Here is a 21,220-nt window from a genome sequence, read left to right as displayed (position 1 = left end):
CAGTGGAACATTCGGTGACCGTCTCGGACGGCGAGCAGCCCTTTCGTGCCGCAGCGGACCGCTCCATCCTCGAATCCGCGCTACGGGAGAACCGGTGGCTCCCGCATGCCTGCTCGCAGGGCACGTGTGGCACCTGCAAGATCCGCGTGCTGTGCGGGGAGGTGGACCACGGGCGGGTGGACGATACGGTCCTTTCCGAGACGGAGCGTGCGAGCGGGCTCGCGCTGGCCTGCCAGGCGAGCCCGCGCACCGATCTGACCGTCGCGCCGTTGAGCGAGACTGCGCCGGTCGGCCCGAGGCATCCGTTGCGCGATCACGCCGGCACCGTGCTCGAGCTGACCGACATCGCCCGGTGCACCCGCCGGCTCGTCGTGGAGCTGGACGAGCCGATGGAATTCTCCGCCGGCCAGTACGCCGAGCTGGTTGTGCCGGGTTCCGTGGTGGCACGCCAATATTCGATGGCCAATCCGCCGTCCGAGTCGCGCCGGCTCGAGTTCCACATCAAGAAGGTCGACGGTGGGCTCGCGACGGAGGGGTGGATCTTCGGCTCGCTTCGCCCGGGAGACCGGATCGAGTTGCGCGGGCCGCTGGGGCAGTTCGCCCTGGTTCACCCCCAGGAGGAACCGGCCATCCTGATCGGCGGCGGGACGGGACTAGCCCCCTTGAAGTCGATTGTGCGCCATGCTCTCTCCAGCGATCTCGTCCCGAGCATCGACCTGTACCACGGAGGGCGCGGGCAGGCGGATCTGTACGACGTGGACTTCTTCCGGGCACTCGAGGCTGCCGATTCCCGATTCCGCTACCACCCCGTGCTCAGCGAGGAGCAGTGGGACGGCGCGACCGGCATGGTCACCGACGTCGTGCTCGACGACTTCGCCAGTTGCCGGGGGCGCAGCGCGTACCTGTGCGGACCACCCGCCATGGTCGCCGCGGCGGTCAAGGCGCTCAAACGGCGTCGCATGGCGCCCCGGTCGATATTCAAGGAGGAGTTCACCGTCGGCGCCGCGCCGCCGGTGCTGTCGCCGACGTGACCGGTTCTGCGGCCGGGTGTTCGGGTTCGTCCCGGGCACCCGGCCGTTCGCCGTCAGTGCCGGTGGCCCGGTGGGCGGTCGGTTCTTCCCTTGCGGTACTGACCGGGGCTGGAGCCGAAGGAGGCGCGGAACGTCCTGCTGAAGTGGGAGACGTCCCGGAAACCCGCGCATTCGCTGACCTCCGCGACGGACATCTCGGTCGTCAGCAGGTACTTCCGCGCGCGTTCGAGGCGGGCCTGGTACAGCCATGCCCGGGGGGTGATCCCGGCCGCGCTGAACAGTTTCTGCACGTTACGCAACGACATCCCGGCGTCGGCCGCGACGTCCGACAGCGTGAGCTCGGGATCGTGCAGTTTCTGTTCGATGACCCGCTGGACGCGGGTGAGGTCCTCGGTGCGATGCAGTTGCGAGGCGCTGGTCGCGAGCGGTCCCTCCGCGAGCGCGGTGGCCAGCATGTCGACGGCCGAGGAGGCGAACGACACGGCGGCCCCCGGCGAGATCGGCGCCGTCGTGGTCGAGAGGTCGACGAAGAATCGGCCGACCAGTTCGCCGGCCCCGGTGTCGCCGCCGATCGACCGGGCGGTGCCGTGCTCGACGATCCGGCCGGGTAGACGTGAGGTGAGCAGCTCGGCGGGGGACCGCACCACGATCTGCCGGAACGGCGCGGGGGAGTGGAAGACGAACGGTGCGGAGCAGTCCAGCAGCGCGAATCCCCCGCGCTCGAGAACGGTGGCTCGACCGGACTGCTGCACCTCGACGCGGCCCTCGGTCACGATGCACACGAGGTAGCCCGCCCAGTTGTCCGAGGCGATCATCTCGGGGGACCGCACCACGGTGTGGGCGTCGGCGCGGATCGTGCTGATGTGCAGGTCCCCGAAGGGCCGTCCACCCCACTCGGCGTCGAAGTGCTGCCGCGGATCGGGCCACGCCACGTCCATCTCGCCGTACAGCAGCTCGAGGGTGCTCGCCCACTGTGTGCGGCCTTCGCGGGTGTCGAGCTCCCGCGTGCGTAGGGACACGAGGGCGGGCGCCGCTCCGTTGCGCGCGGAGTCACCCGATTGTTCGCGCTCAGCCATGTTCCAGCAGACCTCCGCCTTCTAGTGTTCCAGATCACAGGGACTTGGCGTCCGGAACGATATCCCGACATCGCGCCGAAGGCGACATCCGAGAGCGGATCCCCAATCAGGGCAACGCAATCGGTGCCGACCGCGTCGCAGCGCGACGCCGGTCGATCCCGCCGGTCCCCGAAACGACTCTCCACCGCCCGAGACCAGGAGTGAACATCATGACGACATCAGCGATCATCGGCGACGCCGTGGGAGCACCCAACACCGTCCGTCCCATGACGGGCGAGGAGTACATCGAGTCGCTGCGCGACGGTCGCGAGGTGTACTTCCGTGGTGAGCGGGTCGACGACGTCACCACGCACCCGGCCTTCCGAAATTCGGTTCGGTCGGTGGCACGGATGTACGACGCGATGCACAAGCCGGAGGCGAAGGGCATCCTCACAGTGCCGACCGACACCGGCAACGGTGGCTTCACCCATCCGTTCTTCAAGACGGCACGCAGCGCCGACGACCTGCTCCTCGCCCGCGACGCGATCGCCACGTGGCAGCGCGAGGTGTACGGCTGGCTGGGCCGCTCGCCCGACTACAAGGCGTCGTTCCTCGGCACCCTCGGAGCCAACGCCGACTTCTACGGCGAGTACAAGCAGAACGCCCTCGACTGGTACAAGAAGTCCCAGGAGCGGGTGCTCTACCTCAACCACGCGATCGTCAACCCGCCGATCGACCGCGACAAGCCCGCCGACGAGACCGCCGACATCTGCGTGCACGTGGTCGAGGAAACCGACGCGGGTCTGATCGTGTCGGGCGCGAAGGTGGTGGCGACCGGTTCGGCGATCACGAATGCCAACTTCATCGCGCACTACGGCCTGCCGCTCCGCAAGAAGGAGTTCGGCCTGATCTTCACCGTTCCGATGGATTCACCGGGGCTGAAGTTGTTCTGTCGTACGTCCTACGAGATGAACGCCGCCGTCATGGGTACGCCGTTCGACTACCCGCTGTCGAGCCGATTCGACGAGAACGACGCGATCATGGTGTTCGACCGGGTGCTGGTGCCGTGGGAGAACGTCTTCGCCTACGACGCCGAGACGACCAACGGGTTCGTCATGAAATCCGGGTTCATGTCGCGCTTCATGTTTCACGGTTGCGCCCGTCTCGCCGTGAAGCTCGACTTCATCGCCGGCTGTGTGATGAAGGCGGTGGAGATGACCGGCTCGGCCGGATTCCGCGGGGTGCAGATGCAGGTCGGCGAGATCCTCAACTGGCGCGACATGTTCTGGGGACTGTCCGACGCGATGGCGAAGACGCCCGATCCGTGGGTGGGCGGGGCCGTGCAACCGAACCTGAACTACGGCCTGGCGTATCGGACCTTCATGGGTGTGGGCTATCCGCGGATCAAGGAGATCATCCAGCAGACTCTCGGCAGCGGTCTGATCTACCTGAATTCCCATGCGAGCGACTGGGGCAACCCCGACATCCGGCCGTACCTCGACCAGTACGTGCGCGGGTCGAACGGCATCGCGGCCATCGACCGTGTCAAGCTGCTCAAGCTGCTCTGGGATGCCGTCGGCACCGAGTTCGGCGGCCGGCACGAGTTGTACGAGCGCAACTACGGCGGTGACCACGAGGCCGTGCGCTTCCAGACGCTGTTCGCCTACCAGGCCCAGGGCCTGGACAACCAGCTCAAGGGCTTCGCCGAGCAGTGCATGTCCGAGTACGACGTCGACGGCTGGACGCGCCCCGATCTGATCGGCAACGACGATCTGAAGATCGTCCGGGGCTGAACGGAGCGAGACGATGAGGAGCACTGCTGTGGCCGATCTCGAGGTCACTCCACAACATATGCGAAAAGCGCTTGGGCGGTTCGCGAGCGGCGTCACCATCGTCACCACCGCCGAGTGCGAGGACGAGGCTTCGGTGCACGGGATGACCGCCAACGCCTTCACCTCGGTGTCGCTCGACCCGCCGCTCGTGCTCGTGTCGATCGCCAACCGCGCCAGGATGAACGAGCGGATCCGGGAGACCGGTAGGTACGGGATCTCGATCCTCGCCGGGGACCAGGAACCGTTGTCCCTGCACTTCGCCGGTGCGGCACACCAGCCGGATCTGGTCCGGTTCGTGTGGCGGAAGGAAGTGCCCCTCCTCGAGGGCGCGCTGGTGCACCTCGCGTGCACGGTGGTCGACTCCCATCCCGCGGGTGACCACACGCTGCACGTGGGCCGGGTGGAGCAGCTCTGGTACGACGACGGGCACCCCCTGGTGTTCTACACCGGCAGTTTCCGGTCGCTCGAGTTGCAGGGCAGGGACGACCCCTGGGGCTTCTGATCGAGGTAGAGCGGGGGTGGCCGCGGCGGGTGTCGCGGCCACCCTCCCGCGTATCCGACGGCATCCCTCCGTGCCCTGTCTGCGGACATCTGGTTCGCAGGAGGGACGCGACGCCAGGTGGGCGCATCCGGGCGGTCGCAGCGGGACGGGGCGGGGAGTTGTTCCCGGTGGTCGAATCGATCCGGCGGCGCCCGCTCGACCGGTCACGGCCGCTGTGGGAGCTGTGGGTGATCCCGGGGCTCGGAGAGCATTCACATGCGGTCTACCTGCGGGTCCACCATGTGATCGCCGACGGCCCGGCGGGGGTGGCGATGCTCGGCGTGCTCCTCGACGCCGCCCCGGACGTGCCGCTGACGCCCGCGCCGCCTCGGCACGAGGAGAAGATCGACGATGTGCTGCTCTCGGTCTTCGCCGGGGGGCTTGCGCGAACTGCTGTGTCGCCGGGGCGAACCGGCCGACGACGTCGTGCTGCGGGCGGTCGTCCCCGTCTCACTGCACGGGCAGCAGTCGGGGCCGGCCCGCGGAAGCCTGCTCGGTCAGATGATCGTTCGGCTTCCGGTGGGCAACACCAGCCTCGGTGCGGGCGCGTTCTCGTACGCGGGGCGGTTCACGATCACCGTCGTCGGCGACAGTGTCGTGTGTCCCGAAGTGGACGTGGTGGCTCGCGGGATGGAGGAGACGCCGCGAGTGCTGCGCGGCGGACGCCCGAGCGAATGTGCCGTGGTGTCGGGTAGACCGACGTGACGGCACATTCGCTCAGGTGCCGGCGATCAGCGCGCCCGCTGTGTGGTTGCCGCCCGTGCCGCGACCTCGTCGGCGCGGGCGGCGGCGGCGGGGTCGCCTGCGATGAACCAGTTCACTGGGTCCGCCTCCACGATCCGGCCACGCACCGACTCCCTCGGCGCCCCGAGAATCTCGACGATCAGATCGGTGAAACGCGCTGCCAGCTCCTGCCGCTGCGCGATGGGGCGTCCGGCCAGGACGATCGCGGTGAAGTAGGGGGCCGGGGTGCCGCCGTCGGCGATCACCGTGCCGGACGTCGCGACGTCGTCGGGGTCGTACCGGACGACGAACGCCCGCACCCGCTCGATCGGGGAGTCGAGGACCTCCGCATAACAGCGACTCGCGTCGGCGAGCAGACGACGTCGTTGCCCGGCGGTGTAGGCGCCGTCGACGAGGTGGAAGTGTGCAACGGGCATGGATGCTCCTTCGTGACGCTTCGGGGTACAGGATTACTGGACTCCGTGCCGGGTCCCGCCGTCGACGTTGAGGACGCTTCCGTGCAGCACGGCGGCCTCGGGAGCGAGGAGCATCTCCAGAGTCCAGCCGATCTCGTCGAGCGTCGGTAGGCGGCCGAGCGTGGTCGCGGCGCGATAGCGATCCCAGATCTCGCCGGGGTCGCGCCCGGTCTCGGCGGCCTCGGTCTCGACGAACTTCCGCAGCCGTGGAGTGTCGACGGGTCCCGGTGCGATGGTGTGGGTGGTGACGCCGCTCGGGCCGTAGAGTGCGCTGAGCTGGCGCATGAGATTGAAGACTGCGGCGTTCACCGTCCCCGGCCCGGCGTCGAGCGGGCCGGGTTCGAGTCCGAGCGAACCGGCGATCGTCACGAAACGCGAGCCCGGTACGAGGTGGTCCCGGACGGCGTGCAGCAGCCGCACCAGTCCGCCCACCTTGATATTCGCGCCTACCGCGAGGTCCCCCGGTGCGATGGTGTCGGCCGAGCCGCGCACCGGCAGCCCGGCCGCGAACACGGCCAGGCGCACGGGCGCGTCGAGACGGGCGGCGATCGCGCCGATGGCACTGTCGTCGGCGATGTCGGCGACACACGGAACGATCAGATCGCCCTCGGTCGCGAGCTTGTCGAGGTCCTCGGCATTTCGGGCGACCGCGACGACGCGCATCCCGCGCCGGACCAGGCGCCGGGTGAACTCGGTGCCCATCGCGCCGGTTGCGCCGACGACGACGCACAGTGCGGGTGAGGCCATGTCTGTGCTCCTTGATTCGTGGGTGTGGCCGCAATCGAGACGCGAAATCGGAACTCGCCCAGACATGGTCGTGGGCGGATTCCGATTCGGCGTGCGTATCCGTTGCTCCGTTTCAGCCGCGCAGCCGGAGGGTGACTGCCCGCGGCTCGGTGAAGAAGTCGCGGGAGTACTGCCCGCCCTCGCGTCCCAGGCCGCTGGCGCCCTCGCCACCGAACGGCAGGCGCAGGTCGCGCTCGAAGAAGCAGTTGATCCACACGGTGCCGGCCTTCCAGCGGGCGGCCATCCGGTGGGCGCGGTCGAGGTTCTGGGTGAACAGCATTCCGGCGAGACCGTAGGGGGAGTCGTTGGCGATGCGCAGCGCTTCCTCCTCGGTATCGAATCCGAGGACGGTCTCGACCGGGCCGAAGATCTCCTCCCGTGCGGTGCGGGAGTCGTTTGTCAGCCCGGTGACGACGGTGGGCGGGTAGTAGAACCCGGCGGCGCGGGCGTCGTCGGTCAGGCGGGCACCACCGGTGACGACCTTGCCGCCTTCCTCCTGGGCGAGTTCGACGTAGCCGTGCACCTTGTCGAGGTGGCGCTGCTCGATGAGCGGGCCCAGGAAGTTGGCCGGGTCCTTCGGGTCGCCGACGGTGAGCTTGTCCGCCTCCTCGGTGAACCGGGCGAGGAACTCGTCCATGATGCTGTTGTGCACCAGAAGGCGGGAACCGGCCAGGCACACCTGCCCGTTGCCGCCGAAGATCGCCCGGATCGCCATCGGCACGGCGACGTCGAGGTCGGCGTCGGCGAAGACGATGTTCGCGGACTTGCCGCCCATCTCCGCGGAGACCGGGGTGTGATGGGCCGCGGCGGCCTGCAGGATCTTCACGCCCGTGGCGCTCGAGCCGGTGAAGGTGATCCGATCCACCCGCGGATCCGAGGTCAGCGGCCCGGCGACGGCCTCACCGCCGAACCCGTGCACGACGTTGAGCACCCCCTCGGGCAGCCCGGCCTCGAGGGCGAGCTCGGCGAAGCGGTGCGCGGTCAGCGGGGTCTGCGGCGCGGGCTTGAGAACAGCGGTATTTCCGAATGCCAAGGCGGGAGCGATCTTCCACGTGGCGAGCATCAGCGGCGCGTTCCACGGGCTGATCGCCGAGACGACACCGGCCGGTGGGTAGAGCACGTACGACAGCAGGTCCCCGTCCGGGTATGCCTCGTTCGCGGCCATCGCGACGTAGTCGGCGAAGAAGCGCAGATTGTGTGCCACCCGCGGGATCTCGGCGTGCAGGGACTGATTGATGCTCTTGCCGCCGTCGCGGGTCTCGAGCAGGGCGAGTTCCTCTCGGTGGGCGTCGACCGTGTCGGCGACCGCGTGCAGGATCTTCGCGCGCTCCTTCGGGGACAGCAGCGGCCACGGGCCGTCGTCGAACGCACTGCGGGCGGCGGTGATCGCCGCGGCACCGTCCTCGGCCGTGCCCGCGGGTACGATCCCGAGTAGCGCACCGTCGTGCGGGTCGCGGGATTCGAAGGTGGCCCCGTCCGACGCCTGCTTCCATTCGCCGCCGATCAGGTGACGGACCTGCGTGACCGATGGCGGGTTCTGGGTCTGTGTCATGGCAGTCTCCCTGTGTCAGACTCCGGCGCGGGCCGGGAGCTCGTAGGTGCGGCCGGCCAGTTCGGAGGCGACGTCGACGATCATGTCCTCCTGGCCGCCGATGACGCCGCGGCGCCCGAGTTCGAGCAGGATCTCGCGGGTGGAGATGCCGAACTTCTTCGCGGCCCGCTTGGTGGGGTGGAAGAAGGTCGAGTACACCCCGGCGTAGCCCAGGATCAGCGCGGTCTCGTCGATGATCTGCGGGTCGGTCATCAGCGGCGCGACGACGTGCTCGGCGGTGTCGATCAGCGGGAACAGGTCGACGGCGGTATCCCAGCCGGCCCGCTCGAACGCGGCGGCGAGCACCTCGGTCTGTGCGTTGCCGGCGCTGGCGCCGAGCCCGCGCAGGGACCCGTCGATGAACGTCGCGCCGTTCTCGGCGGCGGTGAGCGCGTTGGCGATGCCCACTCCGAGATTGTTGTGGGCGTGGAAACCGATGTCGGCGGAGATCTCCTGTCGCAGGGCCGCGACGCGCTCACCGGCGTGCCGGGGCACCATCGCGCCGGCGGAGTCGACCACGTAGACGACATCGGCGCCGTAGGAGTCGAGCTTGGCGGCCTGCTCGGCGAGCGGCTCCGGGTCGAGTTTGTGGCTCATCATCAGGAACGTCATCACGTTCAGGCCCTGCTCCTTGGCCCACTCGACGGGCTGCTGGGCGCAGTCGGCCTCGGTGCAGTGCACCGCGACGCGCACGGTCTTGATGCCGGCGTCGATCGCGGACTTCAGTTCGGCGAGGGTGGCGATGCCCGGGACGTACAGCACTGCGATGTCCGCATTGTCGACGGCGTCGACGGCGGCGCGTACGTACTCGGGGTCGGTGGCGGCGGCGAAGCCGTACTGGATCGAGGAGGCGCCGAGGCCGATGCCGTGGGCCACCTCGATGGTGGGGATGCCGGCCCGGTCGAGGCCGCGGGCGATGTCGGCGACGTTCTCGGGGGTGAATCGGTGCGAGACCGACGACATGCCGTCGCGCAGGGTGGTGTCGACGAGGGTGACCTTGCGGCGCCCGGTGTGGGTGGCGGCGTCGGTGGTGCTCACTGGGCTGCTCCCTGGACGAGGTTGCGCTGCGCCAGGACGTCGGCGACCTGTACGGCGGCGGCGGTGATGATGTCGAGGTTTCCGGCGTAGGTGGGCAGGAAGTCGCCGGCGCCGACGACCTCGAGCATGACGGTGACGAGGTCGCCGTCGACGTCGACGAGCCGCAGGGTGTAACCGGGGACGTACTGCTGCACCCTGGCAACCATGTCGATCACGGCGCGTTCGATCGCGTCCGGGTCGGGGTTGCGGACCTTGGCGTAGACGGTGTCGCGCATGTTCATCGGCGGTTCGGCCGGGTTGATCACCGAGATGGCCTTGGCGCGGTCCGCGCCGGCGACCTGCGCGAGTGCCCGGCCGGTCTTCTCGCTGAATTCGCTGAGGTTCTGACGGGTGCCGGGGCCCGCGCTCTTCGACGCGATGGCCGCCACGATCTCGCCGTACGAGGCGTCGGCGACCTCGTTGATCGCATACAGGATCGGGATGGTGGCCTGCCCGGCGCAGCTGACCATGTTCACGTTCGGCGCGTCCAGGTGCTCGGTGAGGTTGACGGCCGGCACGACGTACGGGCCCACCGACGCGGGCGTCAGGTCGATCGCCTTGATTCCCGCCTCCGCGTAGCGGGGCGCCGTTGCGGCGTGCACCTTTGCCGAGGTGGCCTCGAACACGACGTCAGGGAGTTCGGGGCGGCTCAGCAGCCAGTCCACGCCCTCGGCGGACGCCTCCAGGCCCGCCTGCCGGGCCCGTTCGAGTCCCTCGCTGGACGGGTCGATGCCCACCATGTACACCGGCTCGACATGCTCGGACCGCAGCAGCTTGTACATCAGATCCGTGCCGATGTTCCCGGAACCGACGATCGCGGCTTTCAAACGACTCATCTGTGGGGCCTTCCCTCAACTCGGGGGTGATGCGGACCACGCTAGGGCGGAAGGTCCCCTTGTCGGCCCCTCGTCCGGAGGTCTCGAACGCGGGACCGATGCCCCGAGTGGCGATTCGGCTATTCCGAACGACGTGCACAGCGGACTCGAGGTGCGCGCACGCTCGTGACGAAGAGCACAGCCGGTATCCTCGCCGGCCAGCGCAGATCAGGAGAGATCATGACGGACACGACCGCCCGTTTCGACATCGCGCACCTCGCCCGCGCGGAGCTGTTCACCCCGAGGCCTCAGGAAACCCTCGACTTCTTCACGAAGTTCCTCGGCATGTACGTCACGCACCGGGAAGGACAGTCCGTCTACCTGCGCGGGTACGAGGATCCCTACCAGTGGAGCCTGAAGGTCACCGAGGCTCAGGAGCCCGGCATGGGCCATGCTGCGCTGCGCGCCAGCTCGTCGGAAGCTCTCGAACGCCGCGTCGCGTCCCTGAAGCAGGGCAACGTGGAGGGCAAATGGAGCGAGGATCAGTTCGGCTACGGAAAGACCTTCGAATTCCAGTCCCCGGACGGCCACAACCTGCAGTTGCTGTGGGAGGTCGAGAAGTACGTCGCCCCGCAGGAGCTGCAGAGCAAGATCCTGTCGCGTCCGTCGAAGAAGCCGCTCCAGGGTATTCCGGTCAAGCGGATCGATCACCTGAACCTCATGTCCTCCGACGTGACCGCGGTGAAGGACTCGTTCGAGCGGCACCTCGGATTCCGCACGACCGAACGCGTGGTGGACGGCGGCGTGGAGATCGGCGCCTGGATGAGTTCGAACCTGCTCGGTCACGAGGTCGCCTGCATGCGTGACATGACCGGCGGACACGGCAAGCTCCACCACCTCGCGTTCTACTACGGCACCGGCCAGCACCTCGCAGACGCGGTCGAGATGTTCCGGGACTACGACATTCAGATCGAGGCAGGTCCCGACAAGCACGGCATCACGCAGGGGCAGTTCCTCTACGTGTTCGAGCCCGGCGGCAACCGCGTCGAGCTGTTCGGCGAGGCCGGTTACCTGCATCTCGATCCGGACGCCGAGACGAAGACGTGGCAGATGGCCGACATCGACACCGGCCTCGCGGTCGGTGGGGCCAAGCTGCCGTGGGAAACCTACTTCACCTACGGCACCCCGAACCCGCTCGCACTCGATCAGCACATCGAGAAGTTCTCGCACTTCGGCCCGGGCGCTCCTGTCGAGGACCCCGAGGTGCTCGCCGCGGAGCAGACGATCCCGGACGACATCGATCACTCCCGCGCGGTGTCCGGCTCCCCGGTCTGAGTCCTGGCGGGTGCGCACCTCCTGCACCGTCTTCCGGCGTGCCACGACGAGAGGTGCGCACCCGCGTGTCAGCCGGCGTCCGGGAACGTCACCTCGAGCGCCGCGAGCTGCTCGGGATCCGACACCACCTCGATCTCGACGATCGCGTCGTCCTCGATCGTGAAGGCGAACACCGTGCGCGGACGGCCGCCCGGCGCCCATGCGGCGCCGGGCATTCCGTCGACGAGCACTGCCCGGGCGGCCTGGGCGCGGCCGTCGAAAACCTCTGCGACGCTGTGGGGGCCGTGAAGCTCGCGCGCGAGCGCCGGTGCGCCGTGAGCCGCGCCGGCACGGGCCGTCGCCACGGCGATGTCGTCCGCGCGGAGGATCACACCCGGATCGAGCAGGGCCAGCAGGTCGTCGAACCGCCCCTCCCGCGACGCGGCGAGGAACGCATCGACGAGGCGACGGCGGCGCATCAGGTCGGCCCGTGGAGCGGTCGCGCCCTGGATGCGCCGCCGCGCTCGGCTCGCGAGCTGGCGGGTGGCGGCGGGGGAGCGTTCCACGATCGGGGCGATCTCGTCGAAGGGGACGGCGAACAGGTCGTGCAGCACGAACGCAAGGCGTTCGGCCGGGGCGAGGGTGTCGAGCACGACGAGCAATGCCACCCCGACCGAATCGGCCAGCAGTGCAGCGCTTTCCGGAACGTCGCGCGGGTCCGTCGACCGAGGTTCGGGACGATCGGGCATCGAGGGGGACCTCCCGGCGCGAGCCCCGCGAGCGCAGCATGTCCAGGCACACCCGGCTCACCACCGTCGTCAGCCAGCCTCCCAGGTTGGCGACCTCGTCGGTGCCGGAGCGGTGCAGACGCAGCCAGGCCTCCTGCACGGCGTCGTCGGCCTCGCTCGCCGAGCCGAGCATGCGGAAGGCCACTGCCCGCAGACGGTCCCGATGTGCCTCGAACTGTTCGGCGGGGAAGGCGCCGCCGGGGTGGGCCGAGAAGTTTCCGTCGCTCATGTCGTCACATTCTGTCGTCGGGATCCGTCATGGCTGTGACGAACGCACGACCCCGGATGTGACAAGGAGACGATCATGAAGGCTCGAATGACGAATCCCGCGCTTGTTCTGCCCGACGCGGTGACGGCGTTGCAGGCACTGGGGAACGCCGCCGACGGTGGCGGACTGCCGGCGCGCACCACCCACCTCGTGCATCTGCGGGCAAGCCAGATCAACGGATGCAGCGTCTGTGTGGACATGCACCCGCGGCTGGCCAAGAAGGACGGGGAGACCGACAAACGGCTGTTCGCGGTGGCGGCGTGGCGCGAGGCGCCGTACTTCACCGATGGCGAGCGGGCGGCCCTGGCGCTGACGGGAGGCGGTGACCCGGCTCGCGGACCGGCCCGACCCGGTGCCCGACGACGTCTGGGACGAGGCCGCCCGCCACTACGACGAGCCGCAACTGGCGGCGCTGATCCTGCAGATCTCGCTGATCAACGTGTGCAACCGGCTCGACGCGACGGTCGAGCAGGTGGCCGGCGCGCAGTGGTGACGACGGGCGTTGCCCTCCGGCAGATATTTTGGAATGATTCCAGATAACATCCCGGAGTGTCGTGCTGCGGCGCCCGGAACGAAAGGAAGTGCGCTCATGTATGCCGTCGATTCCCGTGCCGTCGCGCTGCCGTCGATGGTCCTCGGCGGGTTGCGGCCGCTGTACCGGCAGATGGCCCGCGCCAACGTGCGCGCCGTGGGCTTCGTGCACACCACGGGCGCGAACCGGTTCGAGGTCCGGCTGATCGCGTCCGTGGGTGGGCCGACGCTCGAAATCCGCTCGCAGGACCGGACAGTCGTGTTCACTGTCCCACTCACGGCCCAGTTCCGGGCGCAGCCCGAACTCGACACCGACAGCTACCGGCGGCTGTGCGCGATGCTGACCCCGGCCGCCGATCCCTCGCCCGACACCATCGTCCGGTTCCTGCAGGGTCTCGTCGCTCAGGCGCCCGCCGTCCTCTCGCGCACCGACGCCCGCGCTGCCTGAGGGCGCCCCTACGATGTTCGGCTGCCGGGTCGCGTCCCGGGGTGCATGATCGGATCGGGACCGAACCGTAGTGATGGCGGAGAGGGGTAACGATGGCGGAGGACGGCGAGACGCGTCGATTCGGACTGCTCGGGTCCGCGATGGAGGAGTTGCTCGAGAGAACCCGCGCGGTGGCCGACGAGGTCGCATCGATCGGGAGCGACGCCCTCGGGTCGATTCCCGACCCCCTGTCCAGGCCTGCCGACCGGATGCTCGCGTCGCTCCGGGAGGTGATGGAGCTGGCCCCGCCCGTCTTCACCGAGTTCGACGCCCTCGTCGAGCAGCTGCACGCGCAGCGGAAGTCGGTGCAGGCGCTGCAGGCGCAACTGTCGGCGTTCGACCGTCAGTTGGAGGTGGTCGAGAAGTCGCTGGCGCCCCTGCAGGGGCTGGCCCACCAGTGGGCGCGGTTGCAGCAGACGCTGCTTCGGTATCCCCCCACCGACGAACCGGAAACCGGCCCGCCGAAGTCCTGACGGACCGGGTCAGAAGTCACCCTCGGCCACCTGGAAACACACCAGTCCCATTCGCCGCCACATCCGCACCACCTGGTCACGATCGTCGAGGACGGCGACGACCCGGTACCGGTGCCGGACGAACCGGTCGAACAGCTCGGCCTTGACGATGGAGTCCTTGCGACTGTCGCCGGGCGTGCGCATGTGCAGTTCGGTGTAGGGCACCCGATGCTCGGCCAGCCACTGCTCGGTCTCGGGCCGGCACACCCCGTCGCGCCCGGAGACGAGCACGATCGCCGGCTTCTCCGGCGAGGCGGCGAACGCCGTCACCGCGGCCATCACGGCGGGGGAGAGCGAATCCTCGCCCACGCGGTGCCAGTGGTAGGGGCTGCGGTCGCTCATGTGGGCGAGCGTGCCGTCGATGTCGACGATCCACGCCGGGGGCAGCGTCGGATCCGGCACGTACGGCGCCGGGTAGGGCACCGGCTCGGCCCCTGGTCGGTGCCGCCCCTGTCGCCGCGCCCCGGTGCGTCCTTTGGGCTGCTGGGACCGCCCAAAGGACGCACCGGCGGCGCAGCCGCCTGTCACAGCCCGGGGCGCTTGCCGATCGTCAGGGTGACCTCGCCGGTGCCGGCGAAGAAGTCGTTGCCCTTGTCGTCGACGACGATGAACGCCGGGAAGTCCTCGACCTCGATCTTCCACACTGCTTCCATACCCAGTTCCGGGTACTCGAGAACCTCGACCTTCTTGATGCAGTCCAGGGCGAGGCGCGCGGCGGGTCCCCCGATGGAGCCGAGATAGAAACCGCCGTGGTTCTTGCAGGCGTCGGTGACCTGCTGCGAGCGGTTGCCCTTGGCGAGCATGACCATCGAACCGCCCGCGGCCTGGAACTGCTCGACATAGGAGTCCATCCGGCCCGCGGTGGTGGGACCGAACGAACCGGAGGCCATGCCGTCCGGCGTCTTGGCCGGGCCGGCGTAGTACACGGGGTGGTCCTTCAGGTACTGCGGCATGCCCTCGCCCGCGTCCAGACGTTCCTTGATCTTCGCGTGCGCGATGTCGCGGGCGACGACGAGCGGGCCCGTGAGGGACAGCCGGGTCTTGACGGGATGCTTGGACAGTTCGGCGAGGATCTCCGGCATCGGCCGCGTCAGGTCGATCTTCACCGCGGCGCCCTTGCCGGTGCCCGACACGCCCTCGGTCTCGGCGTCGAGCTGCGCGTCGGTGATCTCGGGCAGGAAGCGGCCGGGATCGAACTCGAGCTGCTCGAGGAACACCCCCTCCGGGGTGATCTTGGCCTTCGCCTGCCGGTCGGCCGAGCAGGACACCGCCAGCGCCACCGGCAGCGACGCGCCGTGCCGCGGCAGCCGGATCACGCGCACGTCGTGGCAGAAGTACTTGCCGCCGAACTGCGCACCGATGCCGATCTTCTGCGTCAGCTCGAAGACCTTCTTCTCGAGTTCGAGGTCGCGGAAGCCGCGGCCGGTGATCGCACCCTCGGTGGGCAGCTCGTCGAGGTAGTGGGCCGAGGCGTACTTCGCGGTCTTGAGGGCGAACTCGGCCGAGGTCCCGCCCACCACGATGGCGAGGTGGTACGGGGGGCACGCGGCCGTGCCGAGCGAGCGGATCTTGGCCTCGAGGAACTGCATCATCGAGTCCGGGTTCAGGATCGCCTTCGTCTCCTGGTACAGGTACGACTTGTTGGCCGAACCACCACCCTTGGCCATGAACAGGAACTTGTAGGCGTTCTCGTGGCCGGCCGCGGTGTCGGCATAGAGCTCGATCTGCGCCGGCAGGTTCGAGCCGGTGTTCTTCTCCTCCCACATGGTGAGGGGAGCGTTCTGCGAGTACCGCAGGTTGAGCCGGGTGTAGGCGTCGTACACGCCGCGGGCGATCGCTTCCTCGTCGTCGCCGGGGGTGAGGACGTGCTGACCGCGCTTGCCCATGACGATCGCGGTTCCGGTGTCCTGGCACATCGGCAGCACTCCGGCGGCGGCGATGTGGGCGTTCTTCAGGAGGTCCAGGGCGACGAACTTGTCGTTGTCCGACGCCTCCGGGTCGTCGAGGATGCTCGCGAGCTGCTTCAGGTGATCCGCCCGCAGATAGTGCTGGATGTCGTGCAGCGCGGTCTCGGTGAGCAGGCGCAGCGCCTCGGGCTCGACCTGCAGGAAGGTGCGGCCGCCCGGGCCTTCGACGGTCGACACCCCCTCGGTGGTCAGCAGCCGGTACTCGGTGGGGTCTTCCCCGATCGGCAGCAGGTCCTCGTAGAGGAAGTCGGCCATTTCTTCTCCTGAACTGTCCTGGACAGCGGGGCTGATGTTCGGGACAAGGTTAGTCCCGGCAACGGGACGCTCCGACGCCGGGGCGTGTGACGCAAACCGCCTCCGCGCCCATCGTGACCTGCATCACTGCCAAAATCGGTCGCCGGTGTGCCGCCGGTCACGGTCGCTCCGGCACGGAATCCGTACACTGGTACGGATGGTTCGTACAGTGCAGGAACGGGTACTCGATCGGTTCCGACAGACCCGACAGCGGGGGTTCGAGAACACATGACTGCGGAGACCCTGCCGACGACGGCACCTGCCCACCGCGGATCGCTCCGCGGCTTCCATGCCTGGTTCGACGTCGCCGTCGTGGTGATCGTCCTCGTCGCCACCAACCTGATCGCGCACTTCACCACCGTGTGGGCCAGCATCGCGACGGTGCCCGCTGCGGCGCTGGTGCTCGTCGCGCTGATGCGCCGTCGTGGCATGCGCTGGTCCGAACTCGGGCTCTCGCCGCGCCACTGGCGCTCGGGTTCCCTCTACGCCCTGGCCGCCGTCGGGGTCGTGCTGGCCGTGATCGCCGTGGGGGTGGCGTTGCCGCTCACGCGGCAGTTCTTCCTGTCGGACCGCTACGCCACGATCTCCGGCGCGCTCCTCGCCTCGATGATCGTGATTCCACTGCAGACGGTCATCCCCGAGGAACTCGCGTTCCGCGGCGTGCTGCACGGCACGCTCGAACGCGTCTCCGGTGCGCGCGGAGTGTTCGCCGCCGGGTCGCTGCTGTTCGGCCTGTGGCACATCGCCTCGTCCCTCGGGCTCACGAACGGCAATCGCGGCCTGAGCGGCATCCTCGGCGGCGGCCTGTGGGGGCAGGTGCTGGGCATCGCCGGAGCGGTCCTGGCCACCGCCGCTGCCGGGTTCGTCTTCACCTGGCTGCGCCGCCGCAGCGGAAGCCTGATCGCCCCGATCGCCCTGCACTGGTCCCTCAACGGTGCCGGGGCGCTGGCCGCGGCGCTGGTCTGGCACGCCACCCTGAACTGACCGCCCGAACCGGCCGCCGGCCCGCCGGCGCCCGCGGTACCGTGCGCTGATGGCACTCGCGGTCTGCCTGGTCTTCGACGCCGCCGCCCGGCGCGCCCTGCAGCAACTGTGGGCCCGGCTCGAAGACCTCGGGGTGCCGACGCTGCTCACCCATACCCACGGCCGGCACGTGCCGCACCTGTCGTACGCGGTGTTGCGCAGCTACGACGTCGAGGACGTGACGGCCGCGCTCGCGACGCTCCCCGACGGTGGACCGCTGACCCTCTACTCCGACGCGCTGGGGGCCTTCCGGCGCGGACGGGTCTGGCTCTCGCCGGCACCCACCGCCGACCTCCTGCGCCGTCAGCAGCGCGTGGTGGACACCGTCACCGCCGTCGGCGCGGACCTGCACAAGCACTACCGGCCGGGCGTATGGACCCCGCATCTGACCCTCAGCCCCCGAGCCCGGCTGGAGGACCTGCCGCGGGTGGCCGCGGTCGTCTACGACGTGCTGCCCCTCGAGACGGTCGTGTCCGGCGCGGCGCTGATCGACACCACGACGGGGGAGCGGCGGCCGCTGCGCCGCGTCCCGTGACCGGCGGTGCTCACTCCTCGGGGTTCTCCACCCACTTGCCGTACGGCGGCGGGCCCTCGCCCATGATCTGCACCCCGAAGTGCGGGGCGTGCTTCCACACGTAGCCGTGCAGGGTGTGTTCCTCCGAGGTCTGCGTATTGACGAGGACGAGGTCTCCCGTCGCTCGCTCCTCGAGGGAGAACCCGCTGTCCGGGCCCTCGAGTACCCACCACTTCGTCCTGCTCATGATCGATGCCTCCGGTGTGGGACGGGACAGGTCTCGGGGCGGACGTTACTCCCGACAGTGCCCGTGCGGCACCGGTTCGCCGATCCGGATCATCGGCCTCCCAGCACCCGTCGGGTGGCCTCGTCGGCCGGGTAGAACGCCTCGATCGCCAGTTCCGCGACGGTGACATCCAACGGCGTGCCGAACAGCGTCGTCGTGCTCAGCAGGGACAGCTCGCCGTCGTCGGTGCGCAGCCGCAGCGGCACCACCAGGGCGTGGGCGCCGGTCGGATCGAGCTCGGCGTCGTGCCCGTCGTCGCAGGGGTAGTCGGCCAGTTCGGCGTGCAGCCGGCGCAGCACCGGGTCGCCCGTCGCGGCGAGCTGATGTCGCAGTCGGGTCAGCAGGTGCGCCCGCCACTGGCCGTGATTGACGATGCGCGGCGCCATCCCGTCCGGGTGCAGCGTCACCCGCAGCACGTTCACCGGGGGCTCGAGCAGCCGCGGGTCGCATCCGCCCAGCAAGCCCATGACGGCGTCGTTGGCGTCGACCATCGTCCAGTGCCGGTCCACCACCAGCGCGGGATACGGGCGGTGCGACCGCAGGATCCGCTCGATCGCATCGGCCACCGCGGCCATCGGCACGTCCCCGAGACGGTGCTCCGGGTACGCGGGCGCCAGACCCGCCGCGAGCAGCAGCGAGTTGCGCTCCCGAAGCGGGATGTCGAGCTGATCGGCCAGGCGCAGCAGCATGACGCGCGTCGGCCGGGACCGGCCCGTCTCGAGGAAACTCACGTGCCGCGCCGAGACCTGCGCCCGGTTGGCGAGGGCGAGCTGGCTCAGGCCGCGACGCTCACGCCAGTGCCGCAGCAGTGCTCCGACGGGTTCCTCGTGCACGGTGGTCATGGAAGTCACGGTAGGCGCGGAAGGGAACGACGGCCATTACCTGCCGGGTAATCGATTCGGGCACCGCGGCCCGGCACTCTCGTCGGTGTGCGGCACACCGTCGCACCCGACCGACCCGGAGGACCCCATGACTGCCTACGCGATCGCCCATCTGCGCTCCGTCGACTTCGGCCCCGAGATCGTCCGCTACATCGAGGAGATCGACGACACCTTCACGCCGTACGGGGGCAGATTCCTCGTCCACGGCGTCGAACCCGAGGTCCACGAGGGACCCTGGCCCGGCCACGTCGTGATCGTCGAGTTCCCCGACATCGAGCAGGCCCGCGCCTGGTACCGGTCGCCGGCCTACCAGGAGATCCTGCCGCTGCGCACCGAGCACTCCGACAGTTCGGCCATCCTCGTCGAGGGTGTCCCGCCGGGCTACCGGGCGCGCGACTATCTCACCAAGGTGGGGCACCGCTGAGCGGCCCGGACCTACCGGCTCAGGGCAGGATCCCGGCCGCGCGGGCCGGCGCCGCATACGCCTCGGCGAGGGTGTCGACCGTCTCGTGGGCGTTGAGGCCACTCGGATTCGGCACCACCCATATCGGCACCCCGCCGATCGTCGCCTCCTGCAACCCCGCGGCCGCCTTGCGCTGCCCGAACGCCGACCGGTACGCCGTGATGCCGGCGACGGCCACCACCCGCGGCCGGTGCTGCGCCACCACCCCGGCCAGTCGCGCGGCCCCGGTCCGCAGCTCGTCTGCCGTGAGTTCGTCCGCGCGGGCGGTGGCGCGGGGGGCGAGATTGGTGATCCCGACGCCGCGCTCGAGCAGGTGTGCCTTGTCGTCCTCGCTCATACCGGAGGTGGGGTCGACGGGCCGGAGCAGGATGCCGGCCCGCAGCAGGGCCGGGTAGAAGCGGTTCCCGGGCCGGGCGAAGTGCGCACCCGTCGCGGCCGTCCACAGTCCCGGATTGATGCCCACGAACAGCAGCCGGCAGCCCGGCCCGATCAGGTCGGGCACCACCGCGTCACGGCAGCGTTCGAGTTCGGCGCGCGTGAATCCCATCCGTCCCACGGTAGCGAGCGGCGCCGTCCCGGTCCGGCCTCGCCCGGACACGAGGAGTGCGGCCGCCCTCGCTTCCGCGGTCATCGGCTAGGGTGAAATGCGCGTCGTGGCGGGACCGGACAGCCGCGGCGAGCAGGGCCGAAACGATAGGGGAAGGTGTGCAGCGCCGGAACGTGATCGGTAACCCCGTCGAAGACCCGTCCGGCCGCGAGGTGGCGCTACCGCCGTACACGGATCTGCTGTGGCCCACCCTGCAGGCGCTGATCGGGCTCGGCGGCTCGGCGTCGATCGAGGAACTCGAGAAGGCCGTCGTCGCGCGCGAGCGTCTGTCCGAGGCCGCGCGGTCCGTACCGCACGGTGACGGCCCGGTCACCGAGATCGAGTACCGGATCGGCTGGGCGCGTACCTATCTCAAGGGCATGGGTCTGCTGGCCAACACCCGGCGCGGGGTGTGGAGCGTCACGGACCGCGGTCGCGCGGTGCAGGAATCGGAGATCAAGCCGCTCCAGGTGGCCTACACCGCGGAGAAGCGACGCAAACGACTCGTGCGCAACGCGTCGTCGCGGGCGCAGGTGGTGCCTCTCACGGCGGCCCCCGAGGATCCCGAGCTGTGGCGCGAACCCGTGCTCGCCGCCGTCGCCGAGCTCCCCGACGAGGGGTTCGAGCGGCTCGCCGTCGCGGTGCTCCGCGCCGCCGGATTCACCACCGTCTCCGTCCCGCCGCACGGTGGCCATCTCGACACCGGCTCCGACAACGACGTCGACGTGGAGGGCACCGGCGTGCTGCGGGTGTCGCTGCTCGGCTTCTCGGTGTTCTTCCGGTTCCTGCGCGGCCCCGAGCGGGCGGGCGCGGACGTGGTGCGCGAGTTCCGCGCCGCGATGGCCGGTCGCGGTGAGAAGGGCCTGCTCGTCACCACCGGCACGTTCGGCGACGACGCCCGCTCCGAGGCGCACCGGCTCGGCGCGCCCCCCATCGAACTCGTCGACGGCGACGGGCTGTGCGATCTGCTCAAGGAGCACGGTCTCGGGGTCCACACCACGGTGCGCACCGTCGAGGACGTGGCTCTGGTTCCGGCCTTCTTCGCCGAGCTCGGCGGCCGCTAGCCCCGCCCGTCGTCGGGCCGCGAATCCCGATGTGCCCCCGCGGGACCCGGGAGTGTGATGCAATACCGGAGGCTCGACACCCTGTCCTCCGTGCACGCTCGTCCAAGCGAGGTTCGATGGCCGTTTCACGTCGGGAACTGTTGCGATATGCGGCCGTCGGCTCGTGCGCGGCCTGGATCTCGGCCGTCGCCGCCCCCGGGGTGGCGCACGGCCGGGAGGTGCTCGGCACGATCGTCGACTACTCGGCGGCGGTGCCGTCGCCGTCGTCGATCCGTGCCGCCGGGCACATCGGGGCCATCCGGTACGTCTCGGACC

At 69.6% G+C, this 21,220-nt stretch carries 23 protein-coding genes and 3 pseudogenes; 14 read left to right on the top strand and 12 right to left on the bottom strand.

The features are described 5' to 3' along the window. Positions 1–2 precede the first annotated feature (2 nt). Positions 3–1,031, top strand: coding sequence for an NADH:ubiquinone reductase (Na(+)-transporting) subunit F (locus OEY_RS0103250; RefSeq protein ID WP_010592513.1), 1,029 nt, complete (start codon positions 3–5; stop codon positions 1,029–1,031). A gap of 53 nt (positions 1,032–1,084) precedes the next feature. Here OEY_RS0103250 and OEY_RS0103245 read toward each other — a convergent pair whose 3' ends face one another. Further along, a complete protein-coding gene (locus tag OEY_RS0103245; protein ID WP_010592512.1) occupies positions 1,085–2,107 on the bottom strand; it encodes an AraC family transcriptional regulator in 1,023 nt (340 codons plus the stop codon). Between the two features lie 209 nt (positions 2,108–2,316). Between OEY_RS0103245 and OEY_RS0103240 the strand changes: the two genes are divergently transcribed. The 4 genes and pseudogenes from OEY_RS0103240 (at position 2,317) to OEY_RS31085 (ending at position 5,164) form a co-directional block, all read left to right on the top strand. Further along, positions 2,317–3,879 (top strand): 4-hydroxyphenylacetate 3-hydroxylase family protein, encoded by a 1,563-nt coding sequence (locus OEY_RS0103240; protein WP_010592511.1) that lies wholly within the window; start codon positions 2,317–2,319, stop codon positions 3,877–3,879. 13 nt (positions 3,880–3,892) lie between these two features. Further along, positions 3,893–4,420 (top strand): NADH-dependent flavin reductase, encoded by a 528-nt coding sequence (gene nphA, locus OEY_RS0103235; RefSeq protein ID WP_192811057.1) that lies wholly within the window; start codon positions 3,893–3,895, stop codon positions 4,418–4,420. 29 nt (positions 4,421–4,449) lie between these two features. Next, positions 4,450–4,749: pseudogene (locus tag OEY_RS31445) on the top strand (wax ester/triacylglycerol synthase domain-containing protein); the annotation flags it as partial. 91 nt (positions 4,750–4,840) lie between these two features. Next, a complete protein-coding gene (locus tag OEY_RS31085) occupies positions 4,841–5,164 on the top strand; it encodes a hypothetical protein (protein WP_010592509.1) in 324 nt (107 codons plus the stop codon). 26 nt (positions 5,165–5,190) lie between these two features. Here OEY_RS31085 and OEY_RS0103220 read toward each other — a convergent pair whose 3' ends face one another. The 5 genes from OEY_RS0103220 to OEY_RS0103200 form a co-directional block, all read right to left on the bottom strand. Further along, positions 5,191–5,619, bottom strand: coding sequence for a tautomerase family protein (locus OEY_RS0103220; RefSeq protein WP_010592508.1), 429 nt, complete (start codon positions 5,617–5,619; stop codon positions 5,191–5,193). Between the two features lie 33 nt (positions 5,620–5,652). Beyond that, positions 5,653–6,405 carry an SDR family NAD(P)-dependent oxidoreductase gene (locus OEY_RS0103215; RefSeq protein ID WP_010592507.1) on the bottom strand — a complete coding sequence of 251 codons (753 nt, stop codon included), beginning with the start codon at positions 6,403–6,405 and terminating at the stop codon, positions 5,653–5,655. Positions 6,406–6,517: 112 nt separating this feature from the next. Further along, positions 6,518–7,996, bottom strand: a complete 1,479-nt coding sequence (locus OEY_RS0103210) for an aldehyde dehydrogenase (RefSeq protein ID WP_010592506.1) — start codon at positions 7,994–7,996, stop codon at positions 6,518–6,520. Positions 7,997–8,011: 15 nt separating this feature from the next. Beyond that, a complete protein-coding gene (dmpG, locus tag OEY_RS0103205) occupies positions 8,012–9,073 on the bottom strand; it encodes a 4-hydroxy-2-oxovalerate aldolase (RefSeq protein ID WP_010592505.1) in 1,062 nt (353 codons plus the stop codon). Next, positions 9,070–9,948: an acetaldehyde dehydrogenase (acetylating) gene (locus OEY_RS0103200; RefSeq protein ID WP_010592504.1), complete on the bottom strand. Its 879-nt coding sequence runs from the start codon at positions 9,946–9,948 to the stop codon at positions 9,070–9,072. Before OEY_RS0103200 ends, dmpG begins: the two co-directional genes overlap by 4 nt. Before the next feature lie 219 nt (positions 9,949–10,167). Between OEY_RS0103200 and OEY_RS0103195 the strand changes: the two genes are divergently transcribed. Then, a complete protein-coding gene (locus OEY_RS0103195; RefSeq protein ID WP_010592503.1) occupies positions 10,168–11,262 on the top strand; it encodes a VOC family protein in 1,095 nt (364 codons plus the stop codon). Positions 11,263–11,330: 68 nt separating this feature from the next. Here OEY_RS0103195 and OEY_RS0103190 read toward each other — a convergent pair. Next, positions 11,331–12,258 (bottom strand): annotated as a pseudogene (locus tag OEY_RS0103190) (sigma-70 family RNA polymerase sigma factor). Between the two features lie 75 nt (positions 12,259–12,333). On the opposite strand from OEY_RS0103190, the pseudogene OEY_RS27975 reads away from it, so the two are divergent. The 3 genes and pseudogenes from OEY_RS27975 (at position 12,334) to OEY_RS0103175 (ending at position 13,788) form a co-directional block, all read left to right on the top strand. Continuing rightward, positions 12,334–12,790, top strand: a pseudogene (locus OEY_RS27975) (carboxymuconolactone decarboxylase family protein). Positions 12,791–12,886: 96 nt separating this feature from the next. After that, a complete protein-coding gene (locus OEY_RS0103180; RefSeq protein WP_010592500.1) occupies positions 12,887–13,276 on the top strand; it encodes a hypothetical protein in 390 nt (129 codons plus the stop codon). Between the two features lie 92 nt (positions 13,277–13,368). Next, positions 13,369–13,788 carry a hypothetical protein gene (locus OEY_RS0103175; protein WP_010592499.1) on the top strand — a complete coding sequence of 140 codons (420 nt, stop codon included), beginning with the start codon at positions 13,369–13,371 and terminating at the stop codon, positions 13,786–13,788. Positions 13,789–13,797: 9 nt separating this feature from the next. Here OEY_RS0103175 and OEY_RS0103170 read toward each other — a convergent pair whose 3' ends face one another. Further along, a complete protein-coding gene (locus OEY_RS0103170) occupies positions 13,798–14,250 on the bottom strand; it encodes a phosphatase domain-containing protein (protein ID WP_010592498.1) in 453 nt (150 codons plus the stop codon). Between the two features lie 101 nt (positions 14,251–14,351). Beyond that, on the bottom strand, positions 14,352–16,049 hold the full coding sequence (locus OEY_RS0103165) for a fumarate hydratase (RefSeq protein WP_010592497.1): 1,698 nt from the start codon (positions 16,047–16,049) through the stop codon (positions 14,352–14,354). A 267-nt stretch (positions 16,050–16,316) separates the two neighbouring features. Here OEY_RS0103165 and OEY_RS0103160 point away from each other — a divergent pair, with 267 nt between their 5' ends. Together OEY_RS0103160 and OEY_RS0103155 are read left to right on the top strand one after the other, a co-directional pair. After that, a complete protein-coding gene (locus tag OEY_RS0103160; RefSeq protein WP_010592496.1) occupies positions 16,317–17,072 on the top strand; it encodes a CPBP family intramembrane glutamic endopeptidase in 756 nt (251 codons plus the stop codon). A gap of 49 nt (positions 17,073–17,121) precedes the next feature. After that, positions 17,122–17,646, top strand: coding sequence for a 2'-5' RNA ligase family protein (locus OEY_RS0103155; RefSeq protein WP_010592495.1), 525 nt, complete (start codon positions 17,122–17,124; stop codon positions 17,644–17,646). 10 nt (positions 17,647–17,656) lie between these two features. Here the strand turns inward: OEY_RS0103155 and OEY_RS0103150 are convergent, their stop codons facing one another. Then, positions 17,657–17,872, bottom strand: coding sequence for a hypothetical protein (locus OEY_RS0103150; RefSeq protein WP_010592494.1), 216 nt, complete (start codon positions 17,870–17,872; stop codon positions 17,657–17,659). Between the two features lie 89 nt (positions 17,873–17,961). Then, complete coding sequence (locus OEY_RS0103145; RefSeq protein WP_010592493.1) at positions 17,962–18,753, bottom strand: helix-turn-helix domain-containing protein; 792 nt, start codon at positions 18,751–18,753, stop codon at positions 17,962–17,964. A 127-nt stretch (positions 18,754–18,880) separates the two neighbouring features. Between OEY_RS0103145 and OEY_RS0103140 the strand changes: the two genes are divergently transcribed. Next, positions 18,881–19,216 carry a DUF1330 domain-containing protein gene (locus OEY_RS0103140; protein WP_026137631.1) on the top strand — a complete coding sequence of 112 codons (336 nt, stop codon included), beginning with the start codon at positions 18,881–18,883 and terminating at the stop codon, positions 19,214–19,216. A 19-nt stretch (positions 19,217–19,235) separates the two neighbouring features. Here the strand turns inward: OEY_RS0103140 and OEY_RS0103135 are convergent, their stop codons facing one another. Beyond that, the gene (locus tag OEY_RS0103135; protein WP_010592491.1) at positions 19,236–19,802 is read right to left on the bottom strand and encodes a mismatch-specific DNA-glycosylase; all 567 of its coding nucleotides are present in this window, start codon (positions 19,800–19,802) and stop codon (positions 19,236–19,238) included. Between the two features lie 158 nt (positions 19,803–19,960). On the opposite strand from OEY_RS0103135, the gene OEY_RS0103130 reads away from it, so the two are divergent. Both OEY_RS0103130 and OEY_RS27970 read left to right on the top strand, forming a co-directional pair. Beyond that, a complete protein-coding gene (locus OEY_RS0103130; RefSeq protein ID WP_010592490.1) occupies positions 19,961–20,905 on the top strand; it encodes a winged helix-turn-helix domain-containing protein in 945 nt (314 codons plus the stop codon). Between the two features lie 116 nt (positions 20,906–21,021). Beyond that, positions 21,022–21,220 (top strand): twin-arginine translocation signal domain-containing protein (locus OEY_RS27970; RefSeq protein WP_010592489.1); only part of this gene is annotated, 199 nt, incomplete at its 3' end.

It is taken from the genome of Rhodococcus sp. P14, assembly GCF_000256505.1.
In the GTDB taxonomy this organism is placed as follows: domain Bacteria; phylum Actinomycetota; class Actinomycetes; order Mycobacteriales; family Mycobacteriaceae; genus Rhodococcus; species Rhodococcus ruber.
Note: the sequence above shows the minus strand (reverse complement) of the source record. Positions and strands in the feature narration are given on the sequence as shown.

Coding starts and splice junctions, on each gene's coding strand:
- OEY_RS0103245 (WP_010592512.1), bottom strand. CDS start 2,107: ATGGCTGAGCGCGAACAATCGGGTGACTCCGCGCGCAACGGAGCGGCG.
- OEY_RS0103240 (WP_010592511.1), top strand. CDS start 2,317: ATGACGACATCAGCGATCATCGGCGACGCCGTGGGAGCACCCAACACC.
- nphA (WP_192811057.1), top strand. CDS start 3,893: ATGAGGAGCACTGCTGTGGCCGATCTCGAGGTCACTCCACAACATATG.
- OEY_RS0103220 (WP_010592508.1), bottom strand. CDS start 5,619: ATGCCCGTTGCACACTTCCACCTCGTCGACGGCGCCTACACCGCCGGG.
- OEY_RS0103215 (WP_010592507.1), bottom strand. CDS start 6,405: ATGGCCTCACCCGCACTGTGCGTCGTCGTCGGCGCAACCGGCGCGATG.
- OEY_RS0103210 (WP_010592506.1), bottom strand. CDS start 7,996: ATGACACAGACCCAGAACCCGCCATCGGTCACGCAGGTCCGTCACCTG.
- OEY_RS0103200 (WP_010592504.1), bottom strand. CDS start 9,948: ATGAGTCGTTTGAAAGCCGCGATCGTCGGTTCCGGGAACATCGGCACG.
- OEY_RS0103195 (WP_010592503.1), top strand. CDS start 10,168: ATGACGGACACGACCGCCCGTTTCGACATCGCGCACCTCGCCCGCGCG.
- OEY_RS0103180 (WP_010592500.1), top strand. CDS start 12,887: ATGTATGCCGTCGATTCCCGTGCCGTCGCGCTGCCGTCGATGGTCCTC.
- OEY_RS0103175 (WP_010592499.1), top strand. CDS start 13,369: ATGGCGGAGGACGGCGAGACGCGTCGATTCGGACTGCTCGGGTCCGCG.
- OEY_RS0103165 (WP_010592497.1), bottom strand. CDS start 16,049: ATGGCCGACTTCCTCTACGAGGACCTGCTGCCGATCGGGGAAGACCCC.
- OEY_RS0103160 (WP_010592496.1), top strand. CDS start 16,317: ATGACTGCGGAGACCCTGCCGACGACGGCACCTGCCCACCGCGGATCG.
- OEY_RS0103155 (WP_010592495.1), top strand. CDS start 17,122: ATGGCACTCGCGGTCTGCCTGGTCTTCGACGCCGCCGCCCGGCGCGCC.
- OEY_RS0103150 (WP_010592494.1), bottom strand. CDS start 17,872: ATGAGCAGGACGAAGTGGTGGGTACTCGAGGGCCCGGACAGCGGGTTC.
- OEY_RS0103145 (WP_010592493.1), bottom strand. CDS start 18,753: ATGACCACCGTGCACGAGGAACCCGTCGGAGCACTGCTGCGGCACTGG.
- OEY_RS0103140 (WP_026137631.1), top strand. CDS start 18,881: ATGACTGCCTACGCGATCGCCCATCTGCGCTCCGTCGACTTCGGCCCC.
- OEY_RS0103135 (WP_010592491.1), bottom strand. CDS start 19,802: ATGGGATTCACGCGCGCCGAACTCGAACGCTGCCGTGACGCGGTGGTG.